21 protein-coding genes and 1 pseudogene are annotated in these 22,367 nt (G+C 71.8%); 3 read left to right on the forward strand and 19 right to left on the reverse strand.

The window, feature by feature from the left end; translation table 11 throughout:
• Position 1: 1 nt before the first annotated feature.
• Positions 2-988, reverse strand: coding sequence for an aspartate carbamoyltransferase catalytic subunit (locus tag ACFWUZ_RS21375; RefSeq protein ID WP_384374989.1), 987 nt, complete (start codon positions 986-988; stop codon positions 2-4).
• A gap of 125 nt (positions 989-1,113) precedes the next feature.
• On the reverse strand, positions 1,114-1,683 hold the full coding sequence (gene pyrR / locus ACFWUZ_RS21380; protein WP_384374992.1) for a bifunctional pyr operon transcriptional regulator/uracil phosphoribosyltransferase PyrR: 570 nt from the start codon (positions 1,681-1,683) through the stop codon (positions 1,114-1,116).
• 247 nt (positions 1,684-1,930) lie between these two features.
• On the opposite strand from pyrR, the gene bldD reads away from it, so the two are divergent.
• On the forward strand, positions 1,931-2,431 hold the full coding sequence (gene bldD / locus ACFWUZ_RS21385; RefSeq protein ID WP_030841550.1) for a transcriptional regulator BldD: 501 nt from the start codon (positions 1,931-1,933) through the stop codon (positions 2,429-2,431).
• A gap of 163 nt (positions 2,432-2,594) precedes the next feature.
• Here bldD and nusB read toward each other — a convergent pair whose 3' ends face one another.
• The 14 genes from nusB to ACFWUZ_RS21455 form a co-directional block, all read right to left on the reverse strand.
• Positions 2,595-3,023, reverse strand: a complete 429-nt coding sequence (nusB, locus tag ACFWUZ_RS21390; protein ID WP_384374995.1) for a transcription antitermination factor NusB — start codon at positions 3,021-3,023, stop codon at positions 2,595-2,597.
• 3 nt (positions 3,024-3,026) lie between these two features.
• Entirely contained in the window at positions 3,027-3,593 is a 567-nt protein-coding gene (efp, locus tag ACFWUZ_RS21395) for an elongation factor P (protein WP_030706328.1), read from the reverse strand.
• Positions 3,594-3,652: 59 nt separating this feature from the next.
• Positions 3,653-4,759 (reverse strand): aminopeptidase P family protein, encoded by a 1,107-nt coding sequence (locus ACFWUZ_RS21400; protein ID WP_384374999.1) that lies wholly within the window; start codon positions 4,757-4,759, stop codon positions 3,653-3,655.
• Between the two features lie 325 nt (positions 4,760-5,084).
• Entirely contained in the window at positions 5,085-5,822 is a 738-nt protein-coding gene (locus tag ACFWUZ_RS21405) for an AAA family ATPase (RefSeq protein WP_384375002.1), read from the reverse strand.
• A gap of 119 nt (positions 5,823-5,941) precedes the next feature.
• A complete protein-coding gene (aroQ, locus tag ACFWUZ_RS21410; RefSeq protein WP_384375005.1) occupies positions 5,942-6,382 on the reverse strand; it encodes a type II 3-dehydroquinate dehydratase in 441 nt (146 codons plus the stop codon).
• Positions 6,379-7,470, reverse strand: a complete 1,092-nt coding sequence (gene aroB / locus ACFWUZ_RS21415; RefSeq protein WP_384375008.1) for a 3-dehydroquinate synthase — start codon at positions 7,468-7,470, stop codon at positions 6,379-6,381. The genes aroQ and aroB overlap by 4 nt, the downstream gene beginning before the upstream one ends.
• On the reverse strand, positions 7,467-7,985 hold the full coding sequence (locus ACFWUZ_RS21420) for a shikimate kinase (RefSeq protein WP_384375011.1): 519 nt from the start codon (positions 7,983-7,985) through the stop codon (positions 7,467-7,469). The genes aroB and ACFWUZ_RS21420 overlap by 4 nt, the downstream gene beginning before the upstream one ends.
• Complete coding sequence (gene aroC / locus ACFWUZ_RS21425; protein WP_384375014.1) at positions 7,982-9,166, reverse strand: chorismate synthase; 1,185 nt, start codon at positions 9,164-9,166, stop codon at positions 7,982-7,984. Before aroC ends, ACFWUZ_RS21420 begins: the two co-directional genes overlap by 4 nt.
• Before the next feature lie 180 nt (positions 9,167-9,346).
• Positions 9,347-10,168: a shikimate dehydrogenase gene (locus ACFWUZ_RS21430; protein ID WP_384375017.1), complete on the reverse strand. Its 822-nt coding sequence runs from the start codon at positions 10,166-10,168 to the stop codon at positions 9,347-9,349.
• A gap of 7 nt (positions 10,169-10,175) precedes the next feature.
• The gene (gene mltG / locus ACFWUZ_RS21435; RefSeq protein ID WP_384375020.1) at positions 10,176-11,861 is read right to left on the reverse strand and encodes an endolytic transglycosylase MltG; all 1,686 of its coding nucleotides are present in this window, start codon (positions 11,859-11,861) and stop codon (positions 10,176-10,178) included.
• 128 nt (positions 11,862-11,989) lie between these two features.
• Positions 11,990-12,460 (reverse strand): Holliday junction resolvase RuvX, encoded by a 471-nt coding sequence (gene ruvX, locus ACFWUZ_RS21440; protein WP_384375023.1) that lies wholly within the window; start codon positions 12,458-12,460, stop codon positions 11,990-11,992.
• Between the two features lie 2 nt (positions 12,461-12,462).
• Positions 12,463-15,132, reverse strand: coding sequence for an alanine--tRNA ligase (alaS, locus tag ACFWUZ_RS21445; protein ID WP_384375026.1), 2,670 nt, complete (start codon positions 15,130-15,132; stop codon positions 12,463-12,465).
• Entirely contained in the window at positions 15,132-15,494 is a 363-nt protein-coding gene (locus ACFWUZ_RS21450) for a DUF6167 family protein (RefSeq protein ID WP_384375029.1), read from the reverse strand. Before ACFWUZ_RS21450 ends, alaS begins: the two co-directional genes overlap by 1 nt.
• A gap of 8 nt (positions 15,495-15,502) precedes the next feature.
• Positions 15,503-15,931 (reverse strand): DUF948 domain-containing protein, encoded by a 429-nt coding sequence (locus ACFWUZ_RS21455; RefSeq protein WP_384375032.1) that lies wholly within the window; start codon positions 15,929-15,931, stop codon positions 15,503-15,505.
• Positions 15,932-16,078: 147 nt separating this feature from the next.
• Here ACFWUZ_RS21455 and ACFWUZ_RS21460 point away from each other — a divergent pair.
• Positions 16,079-18,326: pseudogene (locus ACFWUZ_RS21460) on the forward strand (ATP-binding protein).
• 114 nt (positions 18,327-18,440) lie between these two features.
• On the opposite strand, the gene rpsD reads toward ACFWUZ_RS21460, so the two are convergent.
• Complete coding sequence (rpsD, locus tag ACFWUZ_RS21465) at positions 18,441-19,052, reverse strand: 30S ribosomal protein S4 (RefSeq protein WP_150520470.1); 612 nt, start codon at positions 19,050-19,052, stop codon at positions 18,441-18,443.
• A gap of 55 nt (positions 19,053-19,107) precedes the next feature.
• Here rpsD and ACFWUZ_RS21470 point away from each other — a divergent pair, with 55 nt between their 5' ends.
• Complete coding sequence (locus ACFWUZ_RS21470) at positions 19,108-20,016, forward strand: DUF2470 domain-containing protein (protein WP_384375037.1); 909 nt, start codon at positions 19,108-19,110, stop codon at positions 20,014-20,016.
• A 221-nt stretch (positions 20,017-20,237) separates the two neighbouring features.
• Here ACFWUZ_RS21470 and ACFWUZ_RS21475 read toward each other — a convergent pair whose 3' ends face one another.
• Positions 20,238-21,587, reverse strand: coding sequence for a replication-associated recombination protein A (locus ACFWUZ_RS21475; RefSeq protein WP_384375039.1), 1,350 nt, complete (start codon positions 21,585-21,587; stop codon positions 20,238-20,240).
• Between the two features lie 41 nt (positions 21,588-21,628).
• Positions 21,629-22,246, reverse strand: coding sequence for a vitamin K epoxide reductase family protein (locus ACFWUZ_RS21480; protein ID WP_384375042.1), 618 nt, complete (start codon positions 22,244-22,246; stop codon positions 21,629-21,631).
• Between the last annotated feature and the right edge of the window lie 121 nt (positions 22,247-22,367).

Here is a 22,367-nt window from a genome sequence, read left to right on the forward strand (position 1 = left end):
GTTACTTGGTCTCCTCGGTGCGGGCGGGCGTGGTGGTGACGGCGGGCTCGGAGCCTCCGAGCAGCAGGTACAGGACGGCCATCCGGGTGGAGACGCCGTTGGCGACCTGCTCGACGGCCGTGCACCGGTCGGAGTCGGCGACCTGGGCGGTGATCTCCATGCCGCGGTTCATCGGGCCGGGGTGCATCACGATGGCGTGCTCGGGCATCTTCGCCATGCGGTCGCCGTCGAGCCCGTACCGGCGGGAGTACTCGCGCTCGGTCGGGAAGAAGGCGGCGTTCATGCGTTCGCGCTGCACACGCAGCATCATCACCGCATCGGACTCGGGGAGCACCTTGTCCAGGTCGTAGGAGACCTCGCAGGGCCAGCTCTCGACGCCGATCGGGACGAGCGTGGGCGGGGCCACCACGGTGACCTGGGCGCCGAGGGTGTGCAGCAGCTGCACGTTGGAGCGGGCCACGCGGCTGTGCAGGACGTCGCCGACGATGGTGATCCGGCGGCCGTTCAGGTCCTTGCCCAGTCCGGCGTCCCGGCCGACCAGGCGGCGGCGCATGGTGAAGGCGTCGAGCAGGGCCTGCGTGGGGTGCTCGTGCGTGCCGTCGCCGGCGTTGACCACGGCGGAGTCGATCCAACCCGAGGTGGCGAGGCGGTAGGGGGCGCCGGAGGCGTGGTGGCGGATGACGACGGCGTCCGCTCCCATGGCCTCCAGGGTCAGGGCGGTGTCCTTCAGGGATTCGCCCTTGGAAACGGAGGAGCCCTTGGCGGAGAAGTTGATGACGTCGGCGGAGAGCCGCTTGGCGGCCGCCTCGAAGGAGATCCTGGTGCGGGTCGAGTCCTCGAAGAAGAGGTTGACGACGGTGAGGCCGCGCAGGGTGGGCAGCTTCTTGATCGGCCGGTCCGCGACACGGGCCATCTCCTCGGCGGTGTCGAGGATCAGGACGGCGTCGTCGCGCGTGAGATCGGCGGCCGAGATGAGGTGGCGCTTCATCTGGATGGCTCCGTAGGTCGGAAGGGCGCAGGCAGGCGGGCTGACTGACGGGAGTACGGGCAGGGCGGGGCCGAGCAGGGCACGCCACGGCGCGGGACCCCGCGGGGCCCCTCACGGCGTACGGTCTACTGCCCTGCCGCCCGGGCGGTCTGCTGGCCGAGCAGCACGGCGTCTCGGCCGTCCTCCTCCTGGAGCTGGACCTTGACGGTCTCCCGCAGCGACGTGGGGAGGTTCTTGCCGACGTAGTCGGCGCGGATCGGCAGTTCGCGGTGGCCGCGGTCGACGAGGACGGCGAGCTGCACGGCGCGGGGGCGGCCGAGGTCGCCGAGCGCGTCGAGGGCGGCCCGGATGGTGCGGCCGGAGAAGAGCACGTCGTCGACGAGGACGACGAGGCGTCCGTCGAGGTCGTCCCCGGGGATCTCGGTACGGCCGATCGCGCGGGCGGGCTTCATCCGCAGATCGTCGCGGTACATGGTGATGTCGAGGGAGCCGACCGGGATCCTGGTGCCGGTGATCTCTTCGAGCTTGGCGGCCAGCCGGCGGGCGAGGTACACACCGCGGGTGGGGATGCCGAGGAGCACCACGTCGTCGGCGCCCTTGGCGCGTTCGACGATCTCGTGGGCGATGCGGGTCAGGACCCGCGCGATGTCCTGCGCCTCGAGGACGGGGCGTGCATCGCTGTGGTGAGCGTCCATGGGAAGGACCTCCTTCTCCGCCTCACGGGACGGACCTTAAAGGACGTCTGATCTACGCGGTCCACGGTACCAGGGCCTTTGCGCCCGCTCCGCACGGGGCCCCGTGCGGGCCCCCGGAAAGGGGCGGCGGAGACCATTCGGCTTGACGCATCCAAGTAACGCTGCGTAACCTCACAGTGAGTTACCAGCCGCGCGGCGGAGCCGCATGCTGTCCATTCGTCACAGCGTCACAGCGTCCGGGAGCGTTATGTCCAGCGAATACGCCAAACAGCTCGGGGCCAAGCTCCGCGCCATCCGCACCCAGCAGGGCCTCTCCCTCCATGGTGTCGAGGAGAAGTCGCAGGGCCGGTGGAAGGCCGTGGTGGTCGGGTCGTACGAGCGCGGGGACCGCGCCGTGACCGTCCAGCGCCTTGCCGAGCTGGCGGACTTCTACGGGGTTCCGGTGCAGGAGCTGCTTCCGGGCACGACTCCCGGCGGGGCGGCCGAGCCGCCGCCGAAGCTCCGTCTCGACCTGGAGCGCCTCGCGGGCGTGCCCGCGGAGAAGGCCGGTCCGCTCCAGCGGTACGCGGCGACCATCCAGAGCCAGCGCGGCGACTACAACGGCAAGGTGCTGTCGATCCGCCAGGACGACCTGCGCACCCTGGCCGTCATCTACGACCAGTCCCCCTCGGTCCTGACCGAGCAGCTCATCAGCTGGGGCGTGCTGGACGCGGACGCCCGTCGCGCGGTGGCTCACGAGGACGCCTGAGTCCCGGGCCCCAGGCCAGCAGAAACGTTTACCGGTGGCGCCGGTCCCGCACGGGGCCGGCGCCACCGGCTTTTTCGCGTACGGCCGCAGGCGCGCAAGGGCGGAGGGCCCGCAGCGCGTGCGCTGCGGGCCCTCCGCCCCCGTCCGACCGAACCGCCGCGGACTACTCGCGGCGCAGGTTCGGCTTCAGCTCCTTGAAGCGGCCCAGCAGACCGTTCACGAACGTAGGAGAGTCGTCCGTGGAGAACTCCTTGGCCAGCTGGACGGCCTCGTCGATGGCCACGGCGTCCGGGGTGTCGTCCACCCAGATCAGCTCGTAGGCACCGAGCCGCAGGATGTTGCGGTCCACGACCGGCATGCGGTCGAGGTCCCAGTCCACGGCGTAGGTGACGATCAGGTCGTCGATGCGGTTCACCTTCTCGGCGTACCCCTCGACGAGATCCATCGTGAAGGCGCTGACCGGCGGCTGCCGGTCGTCCGACCGCGCGTGGCGGATCCAGTCCGCGAGGACCTCGCGCACGGGGACGTCTCGCTGGTCGGCCTCGAAGAGGATCTGGAAGGCGCGCTTGCGCGCATTGCTCCGAGCAGCCACGGGTTAGTTGCTCTTCCGGCCGAGGTAGTCGCTGGTGCGGGTGTCGACCTTGACCGTCTCGCCGGTGGTGATGAAGAGCGGGACCTGGATCTCGTAACCGGTCTCCAGGGTGGCGGGCTTGGTGCCGCCGGTGGAGCGGTCGCCCTGGACGCCCGGGTCGGTGTGCTGGATCTTGAGCTCGACCGCGGCCGGGAGCTCGACGTAGAGCACCTCGCCCTCGTGCTGGGCGACGGAGGCGGTGAAGCCCTCGATCAGGAAGTTGGCGGCGTCGCCGACGGCCTTGCGGTCGACCATCAGCTGGTCGTAGGTGTCCATGTCCATGAAGACGAAGTAGTCGCCGTCCATGTACGAGAACTGCATGTCGCGGCGGTCGATGGTGGCCGTGTCGACCTTGACGCCGGCGTTGAAGGTCTTGTCGACGACCTTGCCCGAGAGCACGTTCTTGAGCTTGGTGCGCACGAAGGCCGGGCCCTTGCCGGGCTTGACGTGCTGGAACTCGACGACGGACCAGAGCTGGCCCCCGTCGAGCTTCAGCACCATGCCGTTCTTGAGGTCGTTCGTGGAAGCCACGGTTGCGGAATCTCCTGCACTGGAAGACCACGGGTGCGCGCACAGCCCGGCGGAGCGGGCTAGAGCGCGAGCAGCTCCTTGGTCGTAATGGTGAGTAGCTCGGGACCGCCGTCCGCCTCGGGGCGTACGACGAGCGTGTCATCGATCCGGACACCTCCCCGGCCCGGGAGGTGAACCCCCGGTTCGACGGTGACCGGCACGCAAGCGTCCAGTTTACCCATGGCCGTAGGTGCAAGCTGCGGGTCCTCGTCGATTTCGAGACCGACACCGTGTCCCGTCCACGGCGCGATGGCTTCTCCGTGGCCCGCGGAGTCCAGTACGGAGCGTGCCGCGTGGTCCACGTCCCGGTACGCGGCTCCGGGCAGGAGCGCCTCACGGCCGGCGCGCTGGGCGGCGAAGACGAGTTCGTACAGCTCGATCTGCCAGTCCGCCGGGGTGGTCCCGATCACGAACGTGCGGCCGATCTCGCACCGGTAGCCCCGGTAGTTGGCGCCCAGGCAGACGGAGAGGAAGTCGCCCTCCTCGACCCGGCGGTCGGAGGGCCGGTGCCGGGACCGGCCGGAGTGCGGGCCGGTGCCGACGGAGGTAGGGAAGGCGGGTCCGTCCGCGCCGTGGTCGACGAGCCGCCGCTCCAGCTCCAGGGCGAGGTGGCGTTCGGTGCGCCCCACCAGGATCGACTCCAGCAGCTCGCCGAGGGCTTGGTCGGCGATCTCGGCGGCGATCCGCAGGCAGGCGATCTCCTCCTCGTCCTTGACGAGGCGCTGCTGCTCGACGGCCGTCCCGAGGTCGGCGAGGCGCAGGCCCGGTGCGACGGAGTGCAGGGCCCGGTGCCTGCCCACGGTGAGGTGGTGTTCCTCCACCGCCAGCGAGTCGGCCCGTACGGAGCCGGCGAGGTCGGCGGCGGCGACCGCCGGGTCGCCGCCGCGGGCCGACAGCACCGAGACGGTGAGCCGCTCGTCCAGGCGGCCCTCGTCGGCCTCGCCGGTGGGCGGCGCGGCGCAGAAGAGCACGTCCTCGGCCGGCCCCACGAAGAGGACGGCGCCCAGCGGGGACGCCCCGGAGAGGTAGCGGACGTTCGCCGGACGCGTGATCAGTGCGGCGGCGTTCCCCGCGGCGGCACAGCGGTCGCGGAGCAGGCCACGGCGGGCGGCGTACACGTCTGACATGTCTTCGAGCGTACGAGCGCCCCGCGCATCCGGCCCGACGAGCGCGTCCGGACGTGCTGCTCGCACTCCCCCCGCCCCCTCCCGGGCAGCCGCCACCAGCACCGTCCGGCCCCGCCGGCGATCGAGGCGCAGGGGCTCGGGGCAGCGCCCCGACAACGGCGCCGCAGGGTGCGGTCACGGGGGGCCGCCAGGGGTGTCACCAGGCGGGGGTACCCCTGGGCCCTGTCGTCACAGTGGCGCCGGTCAGGCCGCGGCGTCCGGCGCCGTGCATCGCAAGGCGGATGCCGGGCGCCGCGGGCCAGGCGGCACTGCGACGGACAGGGCCTCAGGCCAGCGCACGTGCCAGGGCTTCGTCCAGGGCCCGTGCGGTGCCTTCCACGTCGAGGTGGGAGTTGTCGATGATCGGCAGGCCCGAGCCGTACCAGCCCGCCATCCGGCCGTGGATCCGCGCGACCTCCTCGTCGGAGAGCCGCCGGTTGCCCGACCGGGCCGCGTTGCGCTCCAGGACGATCTCCAGGCCCGGCAGCAGGACCACCGGCAGCAGCGCCGGGCCCACGTGCCGCTTCCAGCCGCCCAGCCCCACCACGGGCCGGTCCGGGAAGACGGCGTCGTCGAGGATGCAGGAGATCCCGTTCGCCAGGAAGTTGCGGGCCGCGAATCCGCAGGTGCGGCGGGCGAGGCGGTACTGGGCCTCGGAATGGTCGTTCCAGCCCGCCTGGGGGTCCGCGAAGCCCGAGCAGACCCATTCCCGGACGTCGTCCAGGCTGACGTGGGCGGTCGGCACCGGGCGGGTGCTCGCCCAGTGCCGGGCCACGGTGGTCTTGCCCGCGCCCGCCGGCCCGATCAGCAGCACGGCGAGGGTGGCCCCTCCCGTGCCCGCCACGGCGGGCGGGAGCGGAATGTGCCCGGTGGCCTCCGCCACGGGCGGTGCCGCGTGCGGCGGCAGGGTCGGCGGGGTGCCCGGCCAGCCCTGCCCCGGGGGTATCGGAGGCTGTGGCGGCGCCGCCGGGTGCTGTCCCGACTGTCCCCAGCCCGCGCCCCCGCCCCCCACTCCTTGCTGCATCCGCTGCCACTCCGTCTCGTTCCGGCGACTGATGCGAGAACGTTATATGACTCCGGGGGCCACCCCGTCCACCAGCTCCGGCAACCGGTCCCGCCCGCCGCCCGCGACGAAGCGGAAGGTCAGCCGGAGACCTCTTCCGCCAGCGCCCGCAGCGCCAGCCGGTACGATCCGATGCCGAAGCCCGCCACCGTCCCGGTCGCCACTGCGGCGATGACCGAGGTGTGGCGGAACTGCTCGCGGGCGTACGGGTTCGAGATGTGCACCTCGATCAGCGGCGCGGTGCGCTGCGCGGCCGCGTCCCGCATCCCGTACGAGTAGTGCGTGAAGGCGCCCGGGTTGATCACCACGGGGATCTTCCCGTCCGCCGCCTCGTGGAGCCAGCGGATCATCTCGCCCTCGTCGTTGGTCTCGCGGACCTCCACGTCGAAGCCGAGCTCCTCGCCGACCGCCCGGCAGCTCTCCACCAGCCCGGCGTACGAGGTGGCCCCGTACACGTCGGGCTCGCGCGAGCCGAGCCGGCCCAGGTTGGGGCCGTTCAGCACCAGGACCTGGCGGCTCACGCCGACACCTCGCCGTATGCGGCGACCAGGTGCGCGGGGTCGGGGCCCTCCAGGACGGTGGGCTTGCCCAGTCCGTCCAGGACGATGAACCGCAGCAGGTTGCCGCGGGACTTCTTGTCGACCTGCATCGTCTGGAGCAGCTTGGGCCACTGGTCGCCGCGGTAGGTCAGCGGCAGGCCGACGGAGGCCAGGATCTCGCGGTGGCGGTCCGCCGTCGCGTCGTCGAGCCGCCCGGCCAGCCGGCCGAGTTCCGCGGCGAAGACCATGCCGACGGAGACGGCGGCGCCGTGCCGCCACTTGTAGCGCTCGTTCTTCTCGATGGCGTGCGCGAGGGTGTGCCCGTAGTTGAGGACCTCGCGCAGTCCCGACTCCTTGAGGTCGCTGGAGACCACGTCGGCCTTGACCTGGATGGAGCGCACGATCAGCTCGGCGGTGTGCGGGCCGGCGGGCGTGCGGGCGGCCTGCGGGTCCTCCTCGATCAGGTCGAGGATCTTCGGGTCGGCGATGAACCCGGCCTTGATGATCTCGGCCAGGCCGCTCACGTAGTCGTTGACCGGCAGCGAGTCCAGGGCCGCCAGGTCGCACAGCACCCCGGCGGGCGGGTGGAAGGCACCGACGAGGTTCTTGCCCTCGGCGGTGTTGATGCCGGTCTTGCCGCCCACGGCCGCGTCCACCATCGCGAGGACGGTGGTCGGTACGGCGACCCAGCGCACCCCGCGCAGCCAGGAGGCCGCGACGAAGCCCGCGAGGTCGGTGGTGGCTCCGCCGCCGACGCCGACGATGACATCGGTCCGGGTGAAGCCGGACTGGCCGAGGGCCTTCCAGCAGTACGCGGCGACCTCGACGGTCTTGGCCTCCTCGGCGTTCGGCACCTGGATGGCGACCGCCTCGTAGCCCTGCGCGGCCAGGTCGTCGCGGAGCGCCTCGCCCGTCGACGCGAGGGCCTCGGGGTGGATGACGGCGACCCGCTGGGCCTTGGTACCGATCAGGGTGCCGAGTTCGCCGAGCAGCTGCCGGCCGACCAGCACGTCGTACGGGTCATGGCCGGCGCTTCCGCCGACGTGGATCCGCGTCACCTGGTCTGTCATACGTCCTTCAACTCCAGAGCGTCGAGGACCGCCTGGGCGACCTCTTCGGGGGTGCGGTCGTCGGTGGCCACCACGACGCGCGCGACTTCGGTGTACAGGGGGCGCCGGGCGTCCATCAGCTCGCGCCACTGGCGGCGCGGGTTGACGGCCAGCAGCGGGCGGGCGGCGCCAAGGCCCACGCGGCGCACGGCTTCCTCGACGTCCATCGACAGGTAGGCGACGGGCAGGCCGCTCAGCAGTGCGCGGGTGCCCTCGTCGAGGACGGCGCCGCCGCCGAGGGCGAGGACTCCGGTGTGCCCGGCGACGGCGGCGGCGACCGCCTGCCGCTCCAGCTCACGGAAGTACGGCTCGCCCTCGTCGACGAAGATGTCGGAGATCGCGCGGCCCTCGGCCGCGACGATGTCGGCGTCGGTGTCCCGGTACGGAACGCCGAGCCGCCCGGCCAGCAGCGCGCCCACGGTGGACTTGCCGGACCCCATGGGGCCGACGAGGACGACCAGTGGTCCGCGCGTCACCGGATCTGCAGGTTGTCGAGGTACGAACGGACGTTGCGCCGGGTCTCGGGGACGGAGTCCCCGCCGAACTTCTCGACGACGGCGTCGGCCAGCACCAGCGCGACCATGGCCTCGGCCACGATGCCCGCGGCGGGCACGGCGCACACGTCGGAGCGCTGGTGGTGGGCCGCGGTCGCCTCGCCGGTCACCACGTCGACGGTGGCCAGCGCGCGCGGCACGGTAGCGATGGGCTTCATGGCGGCCCGTACGCGCAGCAGTTCGCCGGTGGTCAGACCGCCCTCGGTGCCGCCGGAGCGGCCGGAGGTCCGCTTGAGGCCCTCGGGGGTGGAGACGATCTCGTCGTGCGCCTTGGAGCCGGGCACGCGGGCCAGTTCGAAGCCGTCGCCGACCTCGACGCCCTTGATGGCCTGGATGCCCATGAGCGCGGCGGCGAGCCGGGCGTCGAGGCGGCGGTCCCAGTGCACGTGCGAACCGAGCCCGACGGGCACCCCGTAGGCGAGGACCTCGACGACGCCGCCCAGGGTGTCGCCGTCCTTGTGGGCCTGGTCGATCTCCGCGACCATCGCCTTACTGGCGTCCGCGTCGAGGCAGCGCACCGGGTCGGCGTCGAGCTTCTCGACGTCGGCAGGGGTCGGGTAGACCCCGTACGGGGCCTTGGCCGCGGCCAGTTCCACCACGTGCGAGACGATCTCGATGCCGGCGACCTCCTTGATGAAGGACCGGGCGACGGCGCCGAGGGCGACACGGGCGGCCGTCTCACGGGCGCTGGCGCGCTCCAGGATCGGCCGGGCCTCGGAGAAGCCGTACTTCTGCATGCCCGCCAGGTCGGCGTGGCCCGGGCGCGGGCGGGTCAGCGGCGCGTTGCGGCCGGTTTCCTTCAGCAGCGAGGGGTCGACCGGGTCGGCCGACATGACGGTCTCCCACTTCGGCCACTCGGTGTTGCCGATCATGACGGCGATCGGCGAACCCTGGGAGAGTCCGTGGCGGACGCCGCCGAGGAAGGTGATCTCGTCCTGCTCGAACTTCATCCGGGCGCCGCGGCCGTAGCCGAGCCGGCGCCGGGCCAGGTGGTCGGCCACCAGCTCGGTGGTGACCGGAACGCCGGCGGGAAGTCCCTCCAGCGTCGCCACCAGCGCCGGTCCGTGCGACTCACCGGCAGTCAGCCAACGCAACCTGCTCAACGATGCTCCTCATGCTCGCGCCTGATACAGCGACGGCGCGACCGGGTGCGCGGCCCGGACCCGCCGTACCCGATCCTCCCATGTCCGGGCCGGTACACCGGGCCCGGTCCAGCAATCGGACGGCTTGTCCATCAGGTGAGCCGCCGCGGAGCCGCGCACCGGACGCCGGGCCCGGGAGCGCTAGCGGGCGGCGAGGGCGCTTTCTCCGGCGGACCTCATGGCCGCGAGGGGTCCCGGGCGGCCGGTCATCTGCCCGACCTGGAGCACGGCCTGGTGGACCAGGAGGTCCAGTCCTCCGACGACCTTGCCTCCGCGACCGGACCAGGCCGCCGCGAGGGCGGTGGGCCAGGGGTCGTAGAGGACGTCGAAGAGGGTCCCCGCCGCTTCGGGTACGGCCGGTGCGAGGGCGTCCGTCGTGCCGGCCGGGGTGGTCGCGATCACGAGAGGCTCGGTCAGCGCCTCGGCCGCCCGCGACCAGTCGGCCGTCCGGACCTGGACGCCGAGCCGCTCGCCCCACTGCCGCATCTCCGTGGCGCGGGCGGACGAGCGGACGTACGCGGTGACCTCGCCCGTGCAGATCCGCGCGAGCGCGGCGAGCGCCGAGGAGGCGGTGGCGCCCGCGCCGAGGACGGCGGCGGACGGCACCTTCTCGATGCCGCGCTCGTGGAGGGCGGCGACGATGCCGGGGATGTCCGTGTTGTCGCCGAGGCGACAGCCGTCCTCGGTTACGACGACGGTGTTGACCGCCTCCACCGAGGCGGCGGTGTCGCTGATGCCGTCGAGCAGCGGGATGATCGCCCGCTTGAGCGGCATGGTCAGCGACAGCCCGGCCCACTCGGGGCCGAGGCCGCTGACGAAACCGGGGAGCGCGGCCTCGTCGACCTCGAAGCGGTCGTACGACCAGTCGTCGAGGCCGAGCTCCCGGTACGCGGCGCGGTGCAGCACTGGTGAGAGGGAGTGCTCGATGGGCGAACCCAGCACCGCGGCCCTTGTGCGTGACATGCCCTGCCTACCCGCCGTTCTTCTGCTTCTGCCGCTCGAGGAAGTCCGCGACGAGCTTCTGGTGTTCGTCGTAGGTCTGCGTGAAGGTCGTCGTGGTCCCGTCGACCGACACGAAGAACATCCAGCCGCCGTGGTCGGGGTCGAGCGTAGCGGAGAGGGCGTCCGCGCCGGGGTTCCCGATCGGGCCCGGAGGCAGCCCCTTCACGAAGTGCGTGTTGTAGGGGTGGTCGAGCGCCCTCGCCTCCTTGATGGAGAAGTTGATCTCGCTCGTGCCCTTGATGTAGTTGTACGTCGAGTCGAACTCGAGCTTCTGGTTCGTGACGTCGTTGGTCTTCTTGAGACGGTTGTAGATGACTTCCGACATCTTCCGGAAGTCCTCGTGGTTCTTGCCCTCGGCGTTGACGAGGCTGGCGACCGTGACCACCTGGAGCGGGTTCTCCAGGCCCAGTTCCTTGGCCTTGCCCTCGATGCCCAGCTCGCTGTACTTGTCCGAGGCGTTCTTGACCATCTGCTTGAGCACGGACTCGGGCGTGCTGTCCTTGCTGATGTCGTAGCGCGCCGGGTACAGGAAGCCTTCGAGCGGGTCCATGAGCTTCTGGTTGTTGCCCGCCCAGGCGGGCAGACCGAGGTTCTTGCCCTCGCGCTTGGCGATCTCCTCGGTGGTGCCCTCCGGCTTGCCGAGCCGCTTGTCGATCGCCTTGTAGACCTCGACGTTGCGCTTGCCCTCGGGGACCGTGATCACGTTCAGCTTCGTGGGGTCGGTCATCAGGGTGACGGCGGCCGCGGCCGACATCTTCTTCTTGAGCGGGTAGACGCCCGGCTGGATCGTCTTGCCCTTGGGGTTGACGTTGGCGGCCGTGGTGAAGGCCTCCACGCTCGCGACGACTCCGGCCTTCTTGAGGATGTTGCCCATCGCCGTCAAAGTGGAGCCCTGGGGGATCTCGACGTCGATCGTCTCCCCGCTGCCCTCGCCCGCGTAGTCCTCGGCCGTGGCGAAACGGTCCTTGAGGTAGGTGTAGCCGTAGTAGCCTCCACCGCCGACCACACCCACGATCACCAGGGCCGCGATCAGGCAGGCGGCGCCGCTGCGCTGCTTCCTGCCCTTGCCGCCCTTCGAGCGGCCGGCCCGCCGGCTGCCGCGCCCCGGAGGCTCGTCGCCGTCGTCGTCGGCGAGCAGGGGGGTCCCGGCCTCCTCCTCCGCCGCTTCGTCCGGTTCCGGCTCCAGGTGGCGCCGGTCCGGCGGCTGCGGCGGAGGGTACGCCTCGGGCGTGCTGTACGGGTCGGGGGCCTCGCCCGGATACGCCACGACGGTCTGCTGCGCGTACGGGTCCGCCGCCACGTAGGGGTCGGCCTGGACGGCGGCGGCCGCGTACTCCCCCTGGCCGGTGTCCCAGCCCTGGCTGTCGTACACCGGCTGCTGCGGCTGCGACTGGGCCTGCAGGTGCTGCTGCTCGGTGTACTGCTGCTGCGCGTACTGCTGCTGCTCGCCGTACTGCGGCTGCTGCGGGTACGCAGCGGGGTACTGCTGCTGGTACTGCTGCTCCTGCGGCTCCTGCGGATACTGCTGCTGCGGGTCCCCGCCGTAGGGCAGCTGGCCCTGCTGGGTCTGGTGCGCGGTCCACCCCTGGTCCCCGTACAGGGGGTCCTCGGGGTGCCACGGTTCCGGGCCACGGCCCCGGCCATACTCAGTCATCGGTCCCCTAGAGCCGCGAGACGAAGGCCACGGATTCCGACTCCCGTGGCACCCGGTTCCGCCTCTTTAGTGGTGGGCGACGGCTGTTCGAATGCCGTCTCATCCCGCGGAACGTTACCGTATTGCGATCAGACAACCACTTCGACGCACTCACCGGGCGGATTACCTGATACCCGTTCGGTCTCAAGAGCGTTCTGCAGGATCACCACCGCGGCCGCCTGGTCGATGACCGAACGGCCTTTCTTCGCGTTCTTCCCGGAGGCCCTCAGCCCCTGGGCGGCGGTGATCGTGGTCATCCGCTCGTCGACCAGCCGGACCCCCACCGGCTTGATGCCCTTGGCGAGTTCCATGGCGAAGGCGCGGCACTTGGCCGCGGCCGGCCCCTCCCGCCCGCTGAGCGAGCGCGGGAGGCCGACCACGACTTCGAGCGGCTCGTACTCCTCGACGAGCTGCCGCAGCCGCCGGTGGGCGGCCGGGATGTCACGTCCCGGCACGGTTTCGACCGGTGTGGCCAGCACCCCGTCGGGGTCGCACGAGGCGACCCCGATCCGGGCGTCACCGACGTCGATCGCGAGGCGGCGGCCGCGGCGCAGCGTCATCGTCAGGCCGTCTCGACGACGAGGCGCTCGACCGCGGCGATGGCCTCCGGCACGGCGGCCGGGTTCTGGCCGCCGCCCTGGGCGACGTCCGGCTTGCCGCCACCGCCGCCACCGAGGGTCTTGGCGGCGGTGCGCACCAGGTCACCGGCCTTGAGGCCGCGCTCGCGGGCCGCCTCGTTGGTGGCGACGACCGTCACCGGACGGCCGCCCGCGACGGTGAACAGGGCCACGACGACGGGACGGTCGCCCTGGATGCGGCCACGGACGTCCAGGACCAGCTTGCGCAGGTCGTCGGCGCCGGTGCCGTCCGGCACCTGGCCGACGACGAGGGCGACGCCGTGGATGTCCTGGGCGTTGGAGGCGAGACCGGCGGCGGCCTGGAGGACCTTCTCCGCGCGGAACTTCTCGATCTCCTTCTCGGCGTCCTTCAGCTTGCCGAGCATGGAGGCGATCTTCTCCGGCAGCTCCTCGGGGCGGCCCTTGACCAGCTCCTGGAGCTGGGCGACGACCGTGTGCTCCCGGGCGAGGAAGTTGTACGCGTCCACGCCGACGAGGGCCTCGACGCGGCGCACGCCGGAGCCGATGGAGGACTCGCCGAGCAGCTTCACCAGACCCAGCTGGGCGGTGTTGCCGACGTGGGTGCCGCCGCACAGCTCCTTGGAGAAGTCGCCGATGGTGACGACGCGCACGCGCTCGCCGTACTTCTCGCCGAACTCGGCGATGGCGCCCTGCTTCTTCGCCTCGTCGATGCTCATGATCTCGGCGGTGACGTCCAGCTCGTGGGAGAGGACGTCGTTGATCTTCTGCTCGACGTCGGTGAGGACCGTGCCGGGGACGGCGTTGGGCGAACCGAAGTCGAAGCGGAAGCGGCCGGGCGAGTTCTCCGAACCGGCCTGGGCGGCCGTCGGGCCGAGGGCGTCGCGCAGCGCCTGGTGCGTCAGGTGCGTGGCCGAGTGGGCGCGGGCGATGGCCCGGCGGCGCTTGACGTCGATGGCGGCGTAGGCGGAGGCGCCCACCGTCACCTCGCCGACCTGGACGGAGCCCTTGTGCACGGAGACGCCGGGAACCGGCTGCTGGACGTCGCGGACCTCGATCACGGCGCCGGAGTCGAGCTTGATGCGGCCCTGGTCGGCGAGCTGGCCGCCCCCCTCGGCGTAGAAGGGGGTGCGGTCGAGGACGACCTCGACCTCGTCGCCCTCGGAGGCGGCGGGCGCGGAGACGCCGTTGACCAACAGGCCGACGATGGTGGACTCGCCCTGGTTGGTGGCGTAACCGGTGAACTCGGTGGCGCCGGAGCCGTCGGCGATCTCCCGGTAGGCGGACATGTCCGCGTGCCCGGTCTTCTTGGCCTTGGCGTCGGCCTTGGCCCGGTCGCGCTGCTCCTGCATCAGGCGGCGGAAGCCGGCCTCGTCCACGGAGAGGCCCTGCTCGGAGGCCATCTCCAGGGTGAGGTCGATCGGAAAGCCCCAGGTGTCGTGGAGCAGGAACGCCTTGTCGCCGGAGAGGACCGTGCCGCCGGTGGCCTTGGTCTCCGTCACGGCGGTGTCGAGGATGTTCGTGCCGCCCTTCAGCGCCTTCAGGAAGGCGGCCTCTTCGGCGAGGGCGACGGTCTCGATGCGCTTGCGGTCGGTGACCAGCTCCGGGTACTGCTGCCCCATCGTGTTGATCACGACGTCCACGAGCTCCTGGACGACGGGACCGGTGGCGCCCATGAGGCGCATGTTGCGGATGGCGCGGCGCATGATGCGGCGCAGCACGTAGCCGCGGCCCTCGTTGCCGGGGGTCACGCCGTCACCGATGAGCATCACCGAGGTGCGGATGTGGTCGGCGACCACGCGCATCGAGACGTCTGTGCCCTGCTCGGCGCCGTAGCGCACGCCGGTCAGCTCAGTGGCCTTGTCCATGACGACGCGCAGGGTGTCGGTCTCGTACATGTTCTGCACGCCCTGCAGGATCATGGCGAGACGTTCGAGGCCGAGGCCGGTGTCGATGTTCTTCGACGGCAGGTCACCGAGGATCGGGAAGTCTTCCTTCCCGTCGCCGGCGCCGCGCTCGAACTGCATGAAGACCAGGTTCCAGATCTCCACGTAGCGCTCGTCGTTGACGGCGGGGCCGCCCTCGACGCCGAACTCCGGGCCGCGGTCGTAGTTGATCTCCGAGCACGGACCACAGGGGCCCGGTACGCCCATGGACCAGAAGTTGTCCTTCTTGCCCAGGCGCTGGATGCGCTCGGCGGGGACGCCGACCACGTCGCGCCAGATCGTCTCGGCCTCGTCGTCGTCGAGGTAGACGGTGATCCAGAGCTTCTCGGGTTCGAGGCCGTAGCCACCGTCCGCCACGGAGCTGGTGAGCAGCTCCCAGGCGTACTTGATGGCGCCTTCCTTGAAGTAGTCCCCGAAGGAGAAGTTGCCGCACATCTGGAAGAACGTGCCGTGGCGGGTGGTCTTGCCGACCTCTTCGATGTCCGGCGTACGGACGCACTTCTGCACGCTCGTGGCCCGCGGGGCCGGGGGCTTGGTCTCGCCGAGGAAGTACGGCTTGAACGGGACCATGCCCGCGTTGACCAGCAGCAGAGTCGGGTCGTCCGCGATGAGCGACGCCGAAGGGACAACGGCGTGACCGCGCTCCTCGAAGAAGCTCAGCCAGCGGCGGCGGATCTCAGCCGACTCCATCAGTGGTCCTCATTCCGGTTGTACGAAAACTTCGTTCGGGGGGTGGTCTTGTCGTGCTCGTCCTGCGCGTCGTGCTCGATCGCCCGCAGCCGCCGCGGCCCGGAGAGGGCGGTGACGTTGTCGGGGCGGTCGGGGTCCTGGGTCAGGCCCAGTGCGTCGTTCAGCTCGTCCTCGCGCTGGGTCATTCCCGCTCTGACGTCGAGGGCGAAGTCCTTGAGGCGGTGACCCGCCTCCACGGCCTTGTCGGCGGCCTGGGCCGCGAGGCTCTCGGGCGTCAGCTTCTTGAGCTGACGGTTGACCTTGGTGGTGGCCCACACGCCGGCGGCGGCGCCTGCGGTGAACCAGAAGGCTCGGCGGAACATCGGCGGTCTCAGCCCTTCTGCTTCCGGCGCCGGGCGGCCGGCACCGTACGGCCGACGATCACGGTGCGTCGGGAGGTCTTCGCGGGCGCCTCGTCCGCCCGGCCCAGGGCCTTGCGGACGCCGTAGCCGAAGGCCGCGACCTTGACCAGCGGTCCGCCGAAGGCGGAGGCGACGGTGGAGGACAGCGCGGAGGCGTTGGAGGTGACTTCCTGGACGTCGCTCGCGATGGCGTCGACCCGGTCCAGCTGGGTGCGCGCGGAGCGGACCGTGGTGGAGGCGTCGGCCAGCAGCGGGACGGCCTGATCGGTCACGTCGGCCACCAGCTTGGCGGTCGCCTTCAGCACCTGGGCCAGCCTCACCAGCACCACGGCGAGGAAGGAGACCAGAATGGCCCAGAAGACGGCCACGAGGATCCCGGCCACCTCTCCACCGGACACGTCACACCGCTCTCTGTCTGTACCTGCACTGCATGAAGATGCGCCCTCCGACCCTATCGCGCCGGAGATCCCCGGCCGTACCCGAATTCCGAGGCCGGCGGGACCGCCTTGTACGCACCGCATGCGGACCACTACCCTCCGTGTCCCATGCGACAGAGGACGCGGGGCAATCTTCCCTCGGAGCTGAACCGGTTCGTCGGCCGGGGTGGCGAACTCGCCGGGCTGGAGCGGCTGCTGGAGTCCTCCCGGCTGGTCACGGTGACCGGCGTGGGCGGGGTGGGCAAGTCCCGGCTGGCGCTCGCGGCGGCCCGGCAGCTCGCCGGCGGTGCCGCTCCGGCGGACCCGCCGCATCCGCCCGACGACCCTGGCGGCCCCGCCGGCCGCCCCGCCCGGGATCCGGTGCAGGAACGCTACTGCGACGGTGTCTGGCTGGCCGAGCTGGCCACCGTACGGGACCCGGCGCTGCTGGAGTTCGCCCTCGCGGAGGCGCTCGGGCTGACCGACCACACCACCCGGCCGCCCCGCACCGTACTCGCCGAGCACCTGGCCGGGCAGCGCCTGCTGCTGGTCCTGGACGGCTTCGAGCAGCTGGTCGGCGAGACGGCGGAGCTGGTACGGGAGCTGCTGCTGCGCTCCCCCGGCCTGCGGGTGCTCGCGGCGGGCCGGCGGCCGCTGGACCTGGACGGGGAGCGCACCTTCCCGCTGGCCCCGATGGCCGCGGACGAGGCCCTGGCGCTGCTGGCGGAGCGGGCCGCCGAGTCCGATCCCGGCTTCGCGGTGACGGGGGCGAACCGGGCCGGGCTGGCGGAGGTGTGCGCCCGCCTGGACGGGATCCCGCTGGCCCTGGAGCTGGCGGCGGCCCGGCTGCGGGTGCTGTCCCCCGCGCAGGTGCTGTCCCGCCTGGAGGACCGCTTCGCGCTGCTGGCGGGCGGCCCGCGCGGGGTGCTCCCCCGGCACCGGACGCTGCGTACGGCCATCGGGTGGAGCCACGAGCTGTGCACGGCCGACGAGCGGCTGCTGTGGGCGCGGCTGTCGGTGTTCGCGGGCCTGTTCGACCTCGACGCCGCCGAGTACGTGTGCGGGCCCGGAGCTGCCGGTGGCGAGCGTGCTGGACCTGATCGGGGAGCTGCTCGCCCAGTCGCTGCTGGTCCGGGAGGAGACGGGTGCCGGGATCCGCTACCGGATGCTGGAAACCGTACGGCTGTACGGAGCGGGCTGGCTGGAGTCCACGGGTGACGCGCGGCGGCTGCGACGGCGCCACCGGGACTGGTACACGGGGCTGGCGACCTGGTGCGAGCTGGACTGGTTCGGCCCGCGTCAGCAGGAGGTGGCCGCGCTCGTCGAGGTGGAGCTGGCGAACCTGCGGCTCGCTCTGGAGTGCTGCCTGGAGGAGCCCGACGAGGCCCACCTGGGCCAGTACCTGGCGAGCACCCTGTGGTTCTACTGGGCCGGCTGCGGGTGGCTGACCGAGGGCCGGCACTGGCTGGACCGGACCCTGGAGTCCGGCCCCGGCCCCGCGGACGGCGGGTACGGGAGCTCGCGGCTGAAGGCCCTGTGGGTACTCGGCTACGTCGCCGCCCTCCAGGGGGACGCGGTGGCCTCGATGAGCGCACTGTACGAGTGCCGGGACGGGGCGGAGCGGGCGGAGAACCCGGTGGCGGCGGCCTACGCGGTGCACCGGCTGGGCTGCCTGGCCCTGGTCTCCGACGACATGCCGCGGGCCCGGGAGCTGCTGGGTTCGGCGCTGGAGCGGTACCGGGAGGCCGGCGAGCTGAACAGCAGCGTGCTGATGTGCCAGGTGGAGCTGGCGGCGATGGCGCCGGCCTTCCAGGGCGAGCCGGCGGGCGCCCTCTCGCTGTGCGAGGAGGTACGGGAGATCTGCGAGGAGCGCGGGGAGCGCTGGACCAAGGCCTACGCCCTGTACGTCCTCGCGTACGCGGCCCTGGACGCGGGGGTCACGGCCGAGGCGCGCCGGCTGCTGACCGAGTGCGTGGAGATCAACCGCACCTTCCGCGACCTGGTGGGGCTGGTGCTGGCGCTGGAGCTGCCGGCCCTGGTCACGGTCGCCGAGGGCAACCCGGCCGAGGCGGCGGTGCTCCGGGGCGCGGCGGAGCCGATGTGGGACGGGGTGGGGCTGCAGCTGTTCGGCTCGGGGTACTTCAACGCCCCGCGGCTGATGTGCCAGGAGCTGGCGGGCGAGCTGCTGGGTGCCGAGCGCTACGCGGTCCACGCAGCCGAGGGGCGGGAGCTGAGCCTGGAGGCCCTCGTCGTGCGGGCGCGGCTCGCCCCCGGGGAGCGGGGTGCCACGAGCCCGGCCCAGCGGCCGGCCGGCCGGGGCGGTCTGCGCGGGCCGCGGGCACCGCGGCGGGCGGCGGCGGAGCGGCCGCAGCCGTGAGGGCCGGCGCAGGCGCCCGGTGACGGGCGCGGGCCGGGGCGGCCGTGACGCGGAGAACCCGCCGCCCCCCGAAGGGGACGGCGGGTTCTCCAGCCGGTTGAGACCAGGCCTGCGTCAGCGGGCGTAGTACTCGACGACGAGCTGCTCGTCGCAGATGACCGGGATTTCCTTGCGGTTCGGGTCGCGGTCCAGGCGGAAGGCCAGGGCCTTCAGGTTGACCTGCAGGTAGCGCGGGGTCTCGCCCTCGCCTGCGTAGCCACCCTCACGGGCGACCTGGAACGGAACCTTCTCGCGGCTGCGCTCGCGCACGGTCACGACGTCGTCCGGGCGGACACGGAACGACGGCTTGTCGACCTTGCCACCGTTGACCTCGATGTGGCCGTGAACGACCATCTGGCGGGCCTGGTAGATGGTGCGGGCGATGCCCGAACGCAGGACCAGGGCGTCGAGGCGACGCTCGAGCTCGACGACCAGCGCCTCGCCCGTCTTGCCTTCGGCCTTCTTGGCGCGGTCGTACGCGCGGGCCATCTGACGCTCAGAGATGTCGTACTGAGCGCGCAGACGCTGCTTCTCCAGCAGACGAACCTTGTAGTCCGAGTTCTGCTTGCGGCCACGGCCGTGCTCGCCCGGCGGGTAGGGGCGGGCCTCGAAGTACTTGACGGCCTTCGGGGTCAGCGCAATGCCGAGGGCACGCGACTTCTTGACCTTGGGTCGCTTCTGGTTCACGTGGAACCTACCTCCATGTAAGTTAGGTGAGGCTTACCTTAGCGAGGAGGACGTAATGTCTCGACCACATGGGATCCCCCTGCCCAGTGCGCGTCGAAGTTCAGATTCCAACGAAACGGAATCTGCTTTCGACGACGATAAGCAAGGTCAGCCGCGTCCCAGGGAAGGCGTTCGGCAGCTCACCGGAGCCGAACGCGTACGAACCCTCGTAGAGAACAACGCCTCAGTATCCCTCACCCTGCCGGGTGCTCGTGACAGCCAGGCGGCCGACGAGTTCGGGACAGGGATGCCGGTCGCACGGACCGTCACCCCGGACGGGGACGTGATTCTCCTTGTTTCCGGGGAATCCGCGGCTGCCAGGGCAGCCGCTCACGCCCAGGACGACGACCTCCCGGCCGTGATCGAGATCACGGACGTGGCGCCGGTGTCCGTGCCCCATCGTATCCGAGGCCGCGCGTGGCTGACCGGGTGGCTCACGCCGGTGCGCGGCAGCGACCGCACGGCCTGCGCGGTGCTCCTCGCCGAACGGCAGCCGGTGGGCGAGCTGCTGGGCATGACGGAGTCCCTGGATCCGCCCTACGCCGGACGGCCGGCCTGGATGATGCTGCGCCTGGAGGTCGGCGAGATATCGGTGGACGACCTGTGGGGCGCCGAGCACGTGGAGCCCGATGCCCTCGCCGCCGCGGAGCCGGACCCGGTGTCCCGGCACGAGGCCGAGCTGCTCCAGCACCTGTACGCGGCCCACGGCGCCCGCCTCGGGGAACTGTGCGGGCTGCTGGGGTCGCGGGGTGCGGACGGCATGACCGCCGTGCCCCTCGCCCTGGACCACCTGGGCCTGCGGGTCCGCTTCACCGGCGGCGCGGCCCGACCCTTCGACGCCCGCTTCGACTTCCCGGAGCCGGTCGCCGACGTCTGCGGCCTGCGCCGGGCGATGCACAGGCTCTTCTCGGCCGCGGCTCACTGAGGGCAGGTCGACGGCAGCTCCTGGGCGAGCTTTTCGGGCGCCGTCACGGACGGCCGGTACTCGGCCTTCCCCGGGCCTCGCCCTGCGGGGTGTCGTGGTGGCACCCCGTGAGCAGCAGCACCGCCCGTCACGGCGAGGAGCCGAGCGCGGCGTCCCCTGCGCGTAGCCCGGGGGCCCCGTCCAGCAGCCCCCTGCGGCGCTCCGGCGGCAGCGGCGCGCCCTCAGGCTCCGCGCAGCCGCTCCCGGACCTTCTCCACCACGTCCGCGTACCGGGCCTCGGCCCCGTACCGCGTCGGCTCGTAGTAGTGCTTCCCGTGGATCTCGTCCGGCGCGTACTGCTGCGCGGCGATGGCTCCCGGCACGTCGTGCGGGTACACGTACCCCTGGGCGTGCCCCAGCTTCGCCGCGCCCTTGTAGTGCCCGTCCCGCAGGTGCGGCGGTACCGAGCCCGCCAGCCCCGCCCGTACGTCGGCCAGCGCGGCACCGATCGCGGTCGTGGCCGTGTTCGACTTCGGGGCCAGGGCCAGGGCGATCGTCGCGTGCGAGAGCGTCAGCGCGGCCTCGGGGAAACCGATCATGGCCACGGCCTGGGCCGCGGCCACCGCGAGGGGCAGCGCGGTCGGGTCGGCCAGCCCGATGTCCTCGCTCGCCGAGATCATCAGCCGCCGGGCGATGAACCGCGGGTCCTCCCCCGCGTCGATCATCCGCGCCAGGTAGTGCAGGGCCGCGTCCACGTCGGAGCCGCGGATCGACTTGATCAGGGCGCTCGCCACGTCGTAGTGCTGGTCGCCGTCCCGGTCGTAGCGCACGGCCGCCCGGTCGACCGCCTCCTCGACCGTTTCGAGGGTGATCTCCTCCTCGCCCTTGGCGAGGGCCGATCCGGCACCGGCCTCCAGCGCCGTGAGCGCCCGCCGGGCGTCGCCCCCGGCGATCCGCAGCAGGTGCGCCTCCGCGTCCGCCGGGAGGGTGACGGCGCCCCCGAGGCCCCGCTCCTCCGTCAGGGCCCGGCGCATCAGCGCGCTGAGGTCCTCGTCCGTGAGCGGCTCCAGCGTGAGCAGCAGCGACCGCGACAGCAGCGGGGAGATGATCGAGAAGTACGGGTTCTCGGTGGTCGCGGCGATCAGCGTCACCCAGCGGTTCTCGACGGCGGGCAGCAGGGAGTCCTGCTGTGCCTTGCTGAAGCGGTGGATCTCGTCCAGGAAGAGGACGGTCTCCTTGCCGTAGCCGCCGGCCGCGCGCCGCGCGCCCTCGATGACGGCCCGTACCTCCTTGACGCCCGCCGTGATGGCGGACAGTTCCACGAACCGCTTCTGCGTGGCCTGGCTGACCACGTACGCGAGGGTGGTCTTGCCGATGCCGGGCGGGCCCCAGAGGATCACCGAGGAGGCGCCGGCCGGGCCGCCGGCCCCCTCCCCGACCAGCCGCCGCAGCGGCGATCCGGGCTTCAGCAGGTGCTGCTGGCCGACGACCTCGTCCAGGGTGCGCGGACGCATCCGGACGGCGAGCGGAGAGCTCGCGGGGTCCTTCTCCTGGCGGTCCTCGGCGGCGGCGGTGAAGAGGTCTGGTTCCACACCGGAAGCCTATGCGAGGCCACCGACAGGACCGCCCGGCCTCAGGAGGTCCAGAAGTCCCACCAGCGGGTCAGGATCAGCATGCCGATGATCCCGATGTGCAGGACGGGCAGCACCCAGGTGAACTCGGCGAAGAAGCCCCGCAGCCAGGCGGGGGCGGGCAGCAGCCCCTCGCGGACGTTGTGCGAGGTCACGTACCAGAACATGACGATCGTGGCGACCCAGGCCAGGCAGCACCACAGGCAGAGCGAATTGATGTTGTACAGCGACTGGTACATCAGCCAGGCGCAGAAGACGACGCCGAAGAGGGTGCCCGCGTTGAGCGTCAGCCAGTACCAGCGGGCGAACCGGGCCCCGGCCAGCAGGCTCATGCCGACGCAGATCACGATCCCGTAGGTCACCAGGCCCAGCATGGGGTTGGGGAAGCCGAAGACGGCCGCCTGGTCGCTGGTCATGATGTTGCCGCAGGAGACGATCGGGTTCAGGCTGCAGCCCGGCACGAAGTCCGGGTCCTCCAGCAGCTTGAACTTGTCGATCGTGATCACCCAGGCGGCGAGCAGACCGGCCGCCCCCGTGATCACCAGCAGCAGCGCCAGGGCCCGGCCGGCCCCCACGGTCGTCCTCGGGGCGGTGTCCGCGTCCGTACCTCGTGTCGTCATACCTACCGCCCGCTCCGCCCATCCCCGTCCACGGCCGGCCGGCCGTCCCTGCAAGGTCATCAAGCACCGGCCATTGTGCCGTACCGGGCTGTGCGGGCACCGTTCGAAACGGGTAAGGACC

The organism is Streptomyces sp. NPDC058646 (genome assembly GCF_042716875.1).
Taxonomy (GTDB): Bacteria; Actinomycetota; Actinomycetes; order Streptomycetales; family Streptomycetaceae; genus Streptomyces.

Coding starts and splice junctions, on each gene's coding strand:
- bldD (WP_030841550.1), top strand. CDS start 1,931: ATGTCCAGCGAATACGCCAAACAGCTCGGGGCCAAGCTCCGCGCCATC.
- ACFWUZ_RS21450 (WP_384375029.1), bottom strand. CDS start 15,494: ATGTTCCGCCGAGCCTTCTGGTTCACCGCAGGCGCCGCCGCCGGCGTG.
- pyrR (WP_384374992.1), bottom strand. CDS start 1,683: ATGGACGCTCACCACAGCGATGCACGCCCCGTCCTCGAGGCGCAGGAC.
- mltG (WP_384375020.1), bottom strand. CDS start 11,861: ATGACTGAGTATGGCCGGGGCCGTGGCCCGGAACCGTGGCACCCCGAG.
- ACFWUZ_RS21430 (WP_384375017.1), bottom strand. CDS start 10,168: ATGTCACGCACAAGGGCCGCGGTGCTGGGTTCGCCCATCGAGCACTCC.
- alaS (WP_384375026.1), bottom strand. CDS start 15,132: ATGGAGTCGGCTGAGATCCGCCGCCGCTGGCTGAGCTTCTTCGAGGAG.
- ACFWUZ_RS21480 (WP_384375042.1), bottom strand. CDS start 22,246: ATGACGACACGAGGTACGGACGCGGACACCGCCCCGAGGACGACCGTG.
- ACFWUZ_RS21405 (WP_384375002.1), bottom strand. CDS start 5,822: ATGCAGCAAGGAGTGGGGGGCGGGGGCGCGGGCTGGGGACAGTCGGGA.
- ACFWUZ_RS21470 (WP_384375037.1), top strand. CDS start 19,108: ATGTCTCGACCACATGGGATCCCCCTGCCCAGTGCGCGTCGAAGTTCA.
- aroB (WP_384375008.1), bottom strand. CDS start 7,470: ATGACAGACCAGGTGACGCGGATCCACGTCGGCGGAAGCGCCGGCCAT.
- ACFWUZ_RS21400 (WP_384374999.1), bottom strand. CDS start 4,759: ATGTCAGACGTGTACGCCGCCCGCCGTGGCCTGCTCCGCGACCGCTGT.
- ruvX (WP_384375023.1), bottom strand. CDS start 12,460: ATGACGCTGCGCCGCGGCCGCCGCCTCGCGATCGACGTCGGTGACGCC.
- ACFWUZ_RS21375 (WP_384374989.1), bottom strand. CDS start 988: ATGAAGCGCCACCTCATCTCGGCCGCCGATCTCACGCGCGACGACGCC.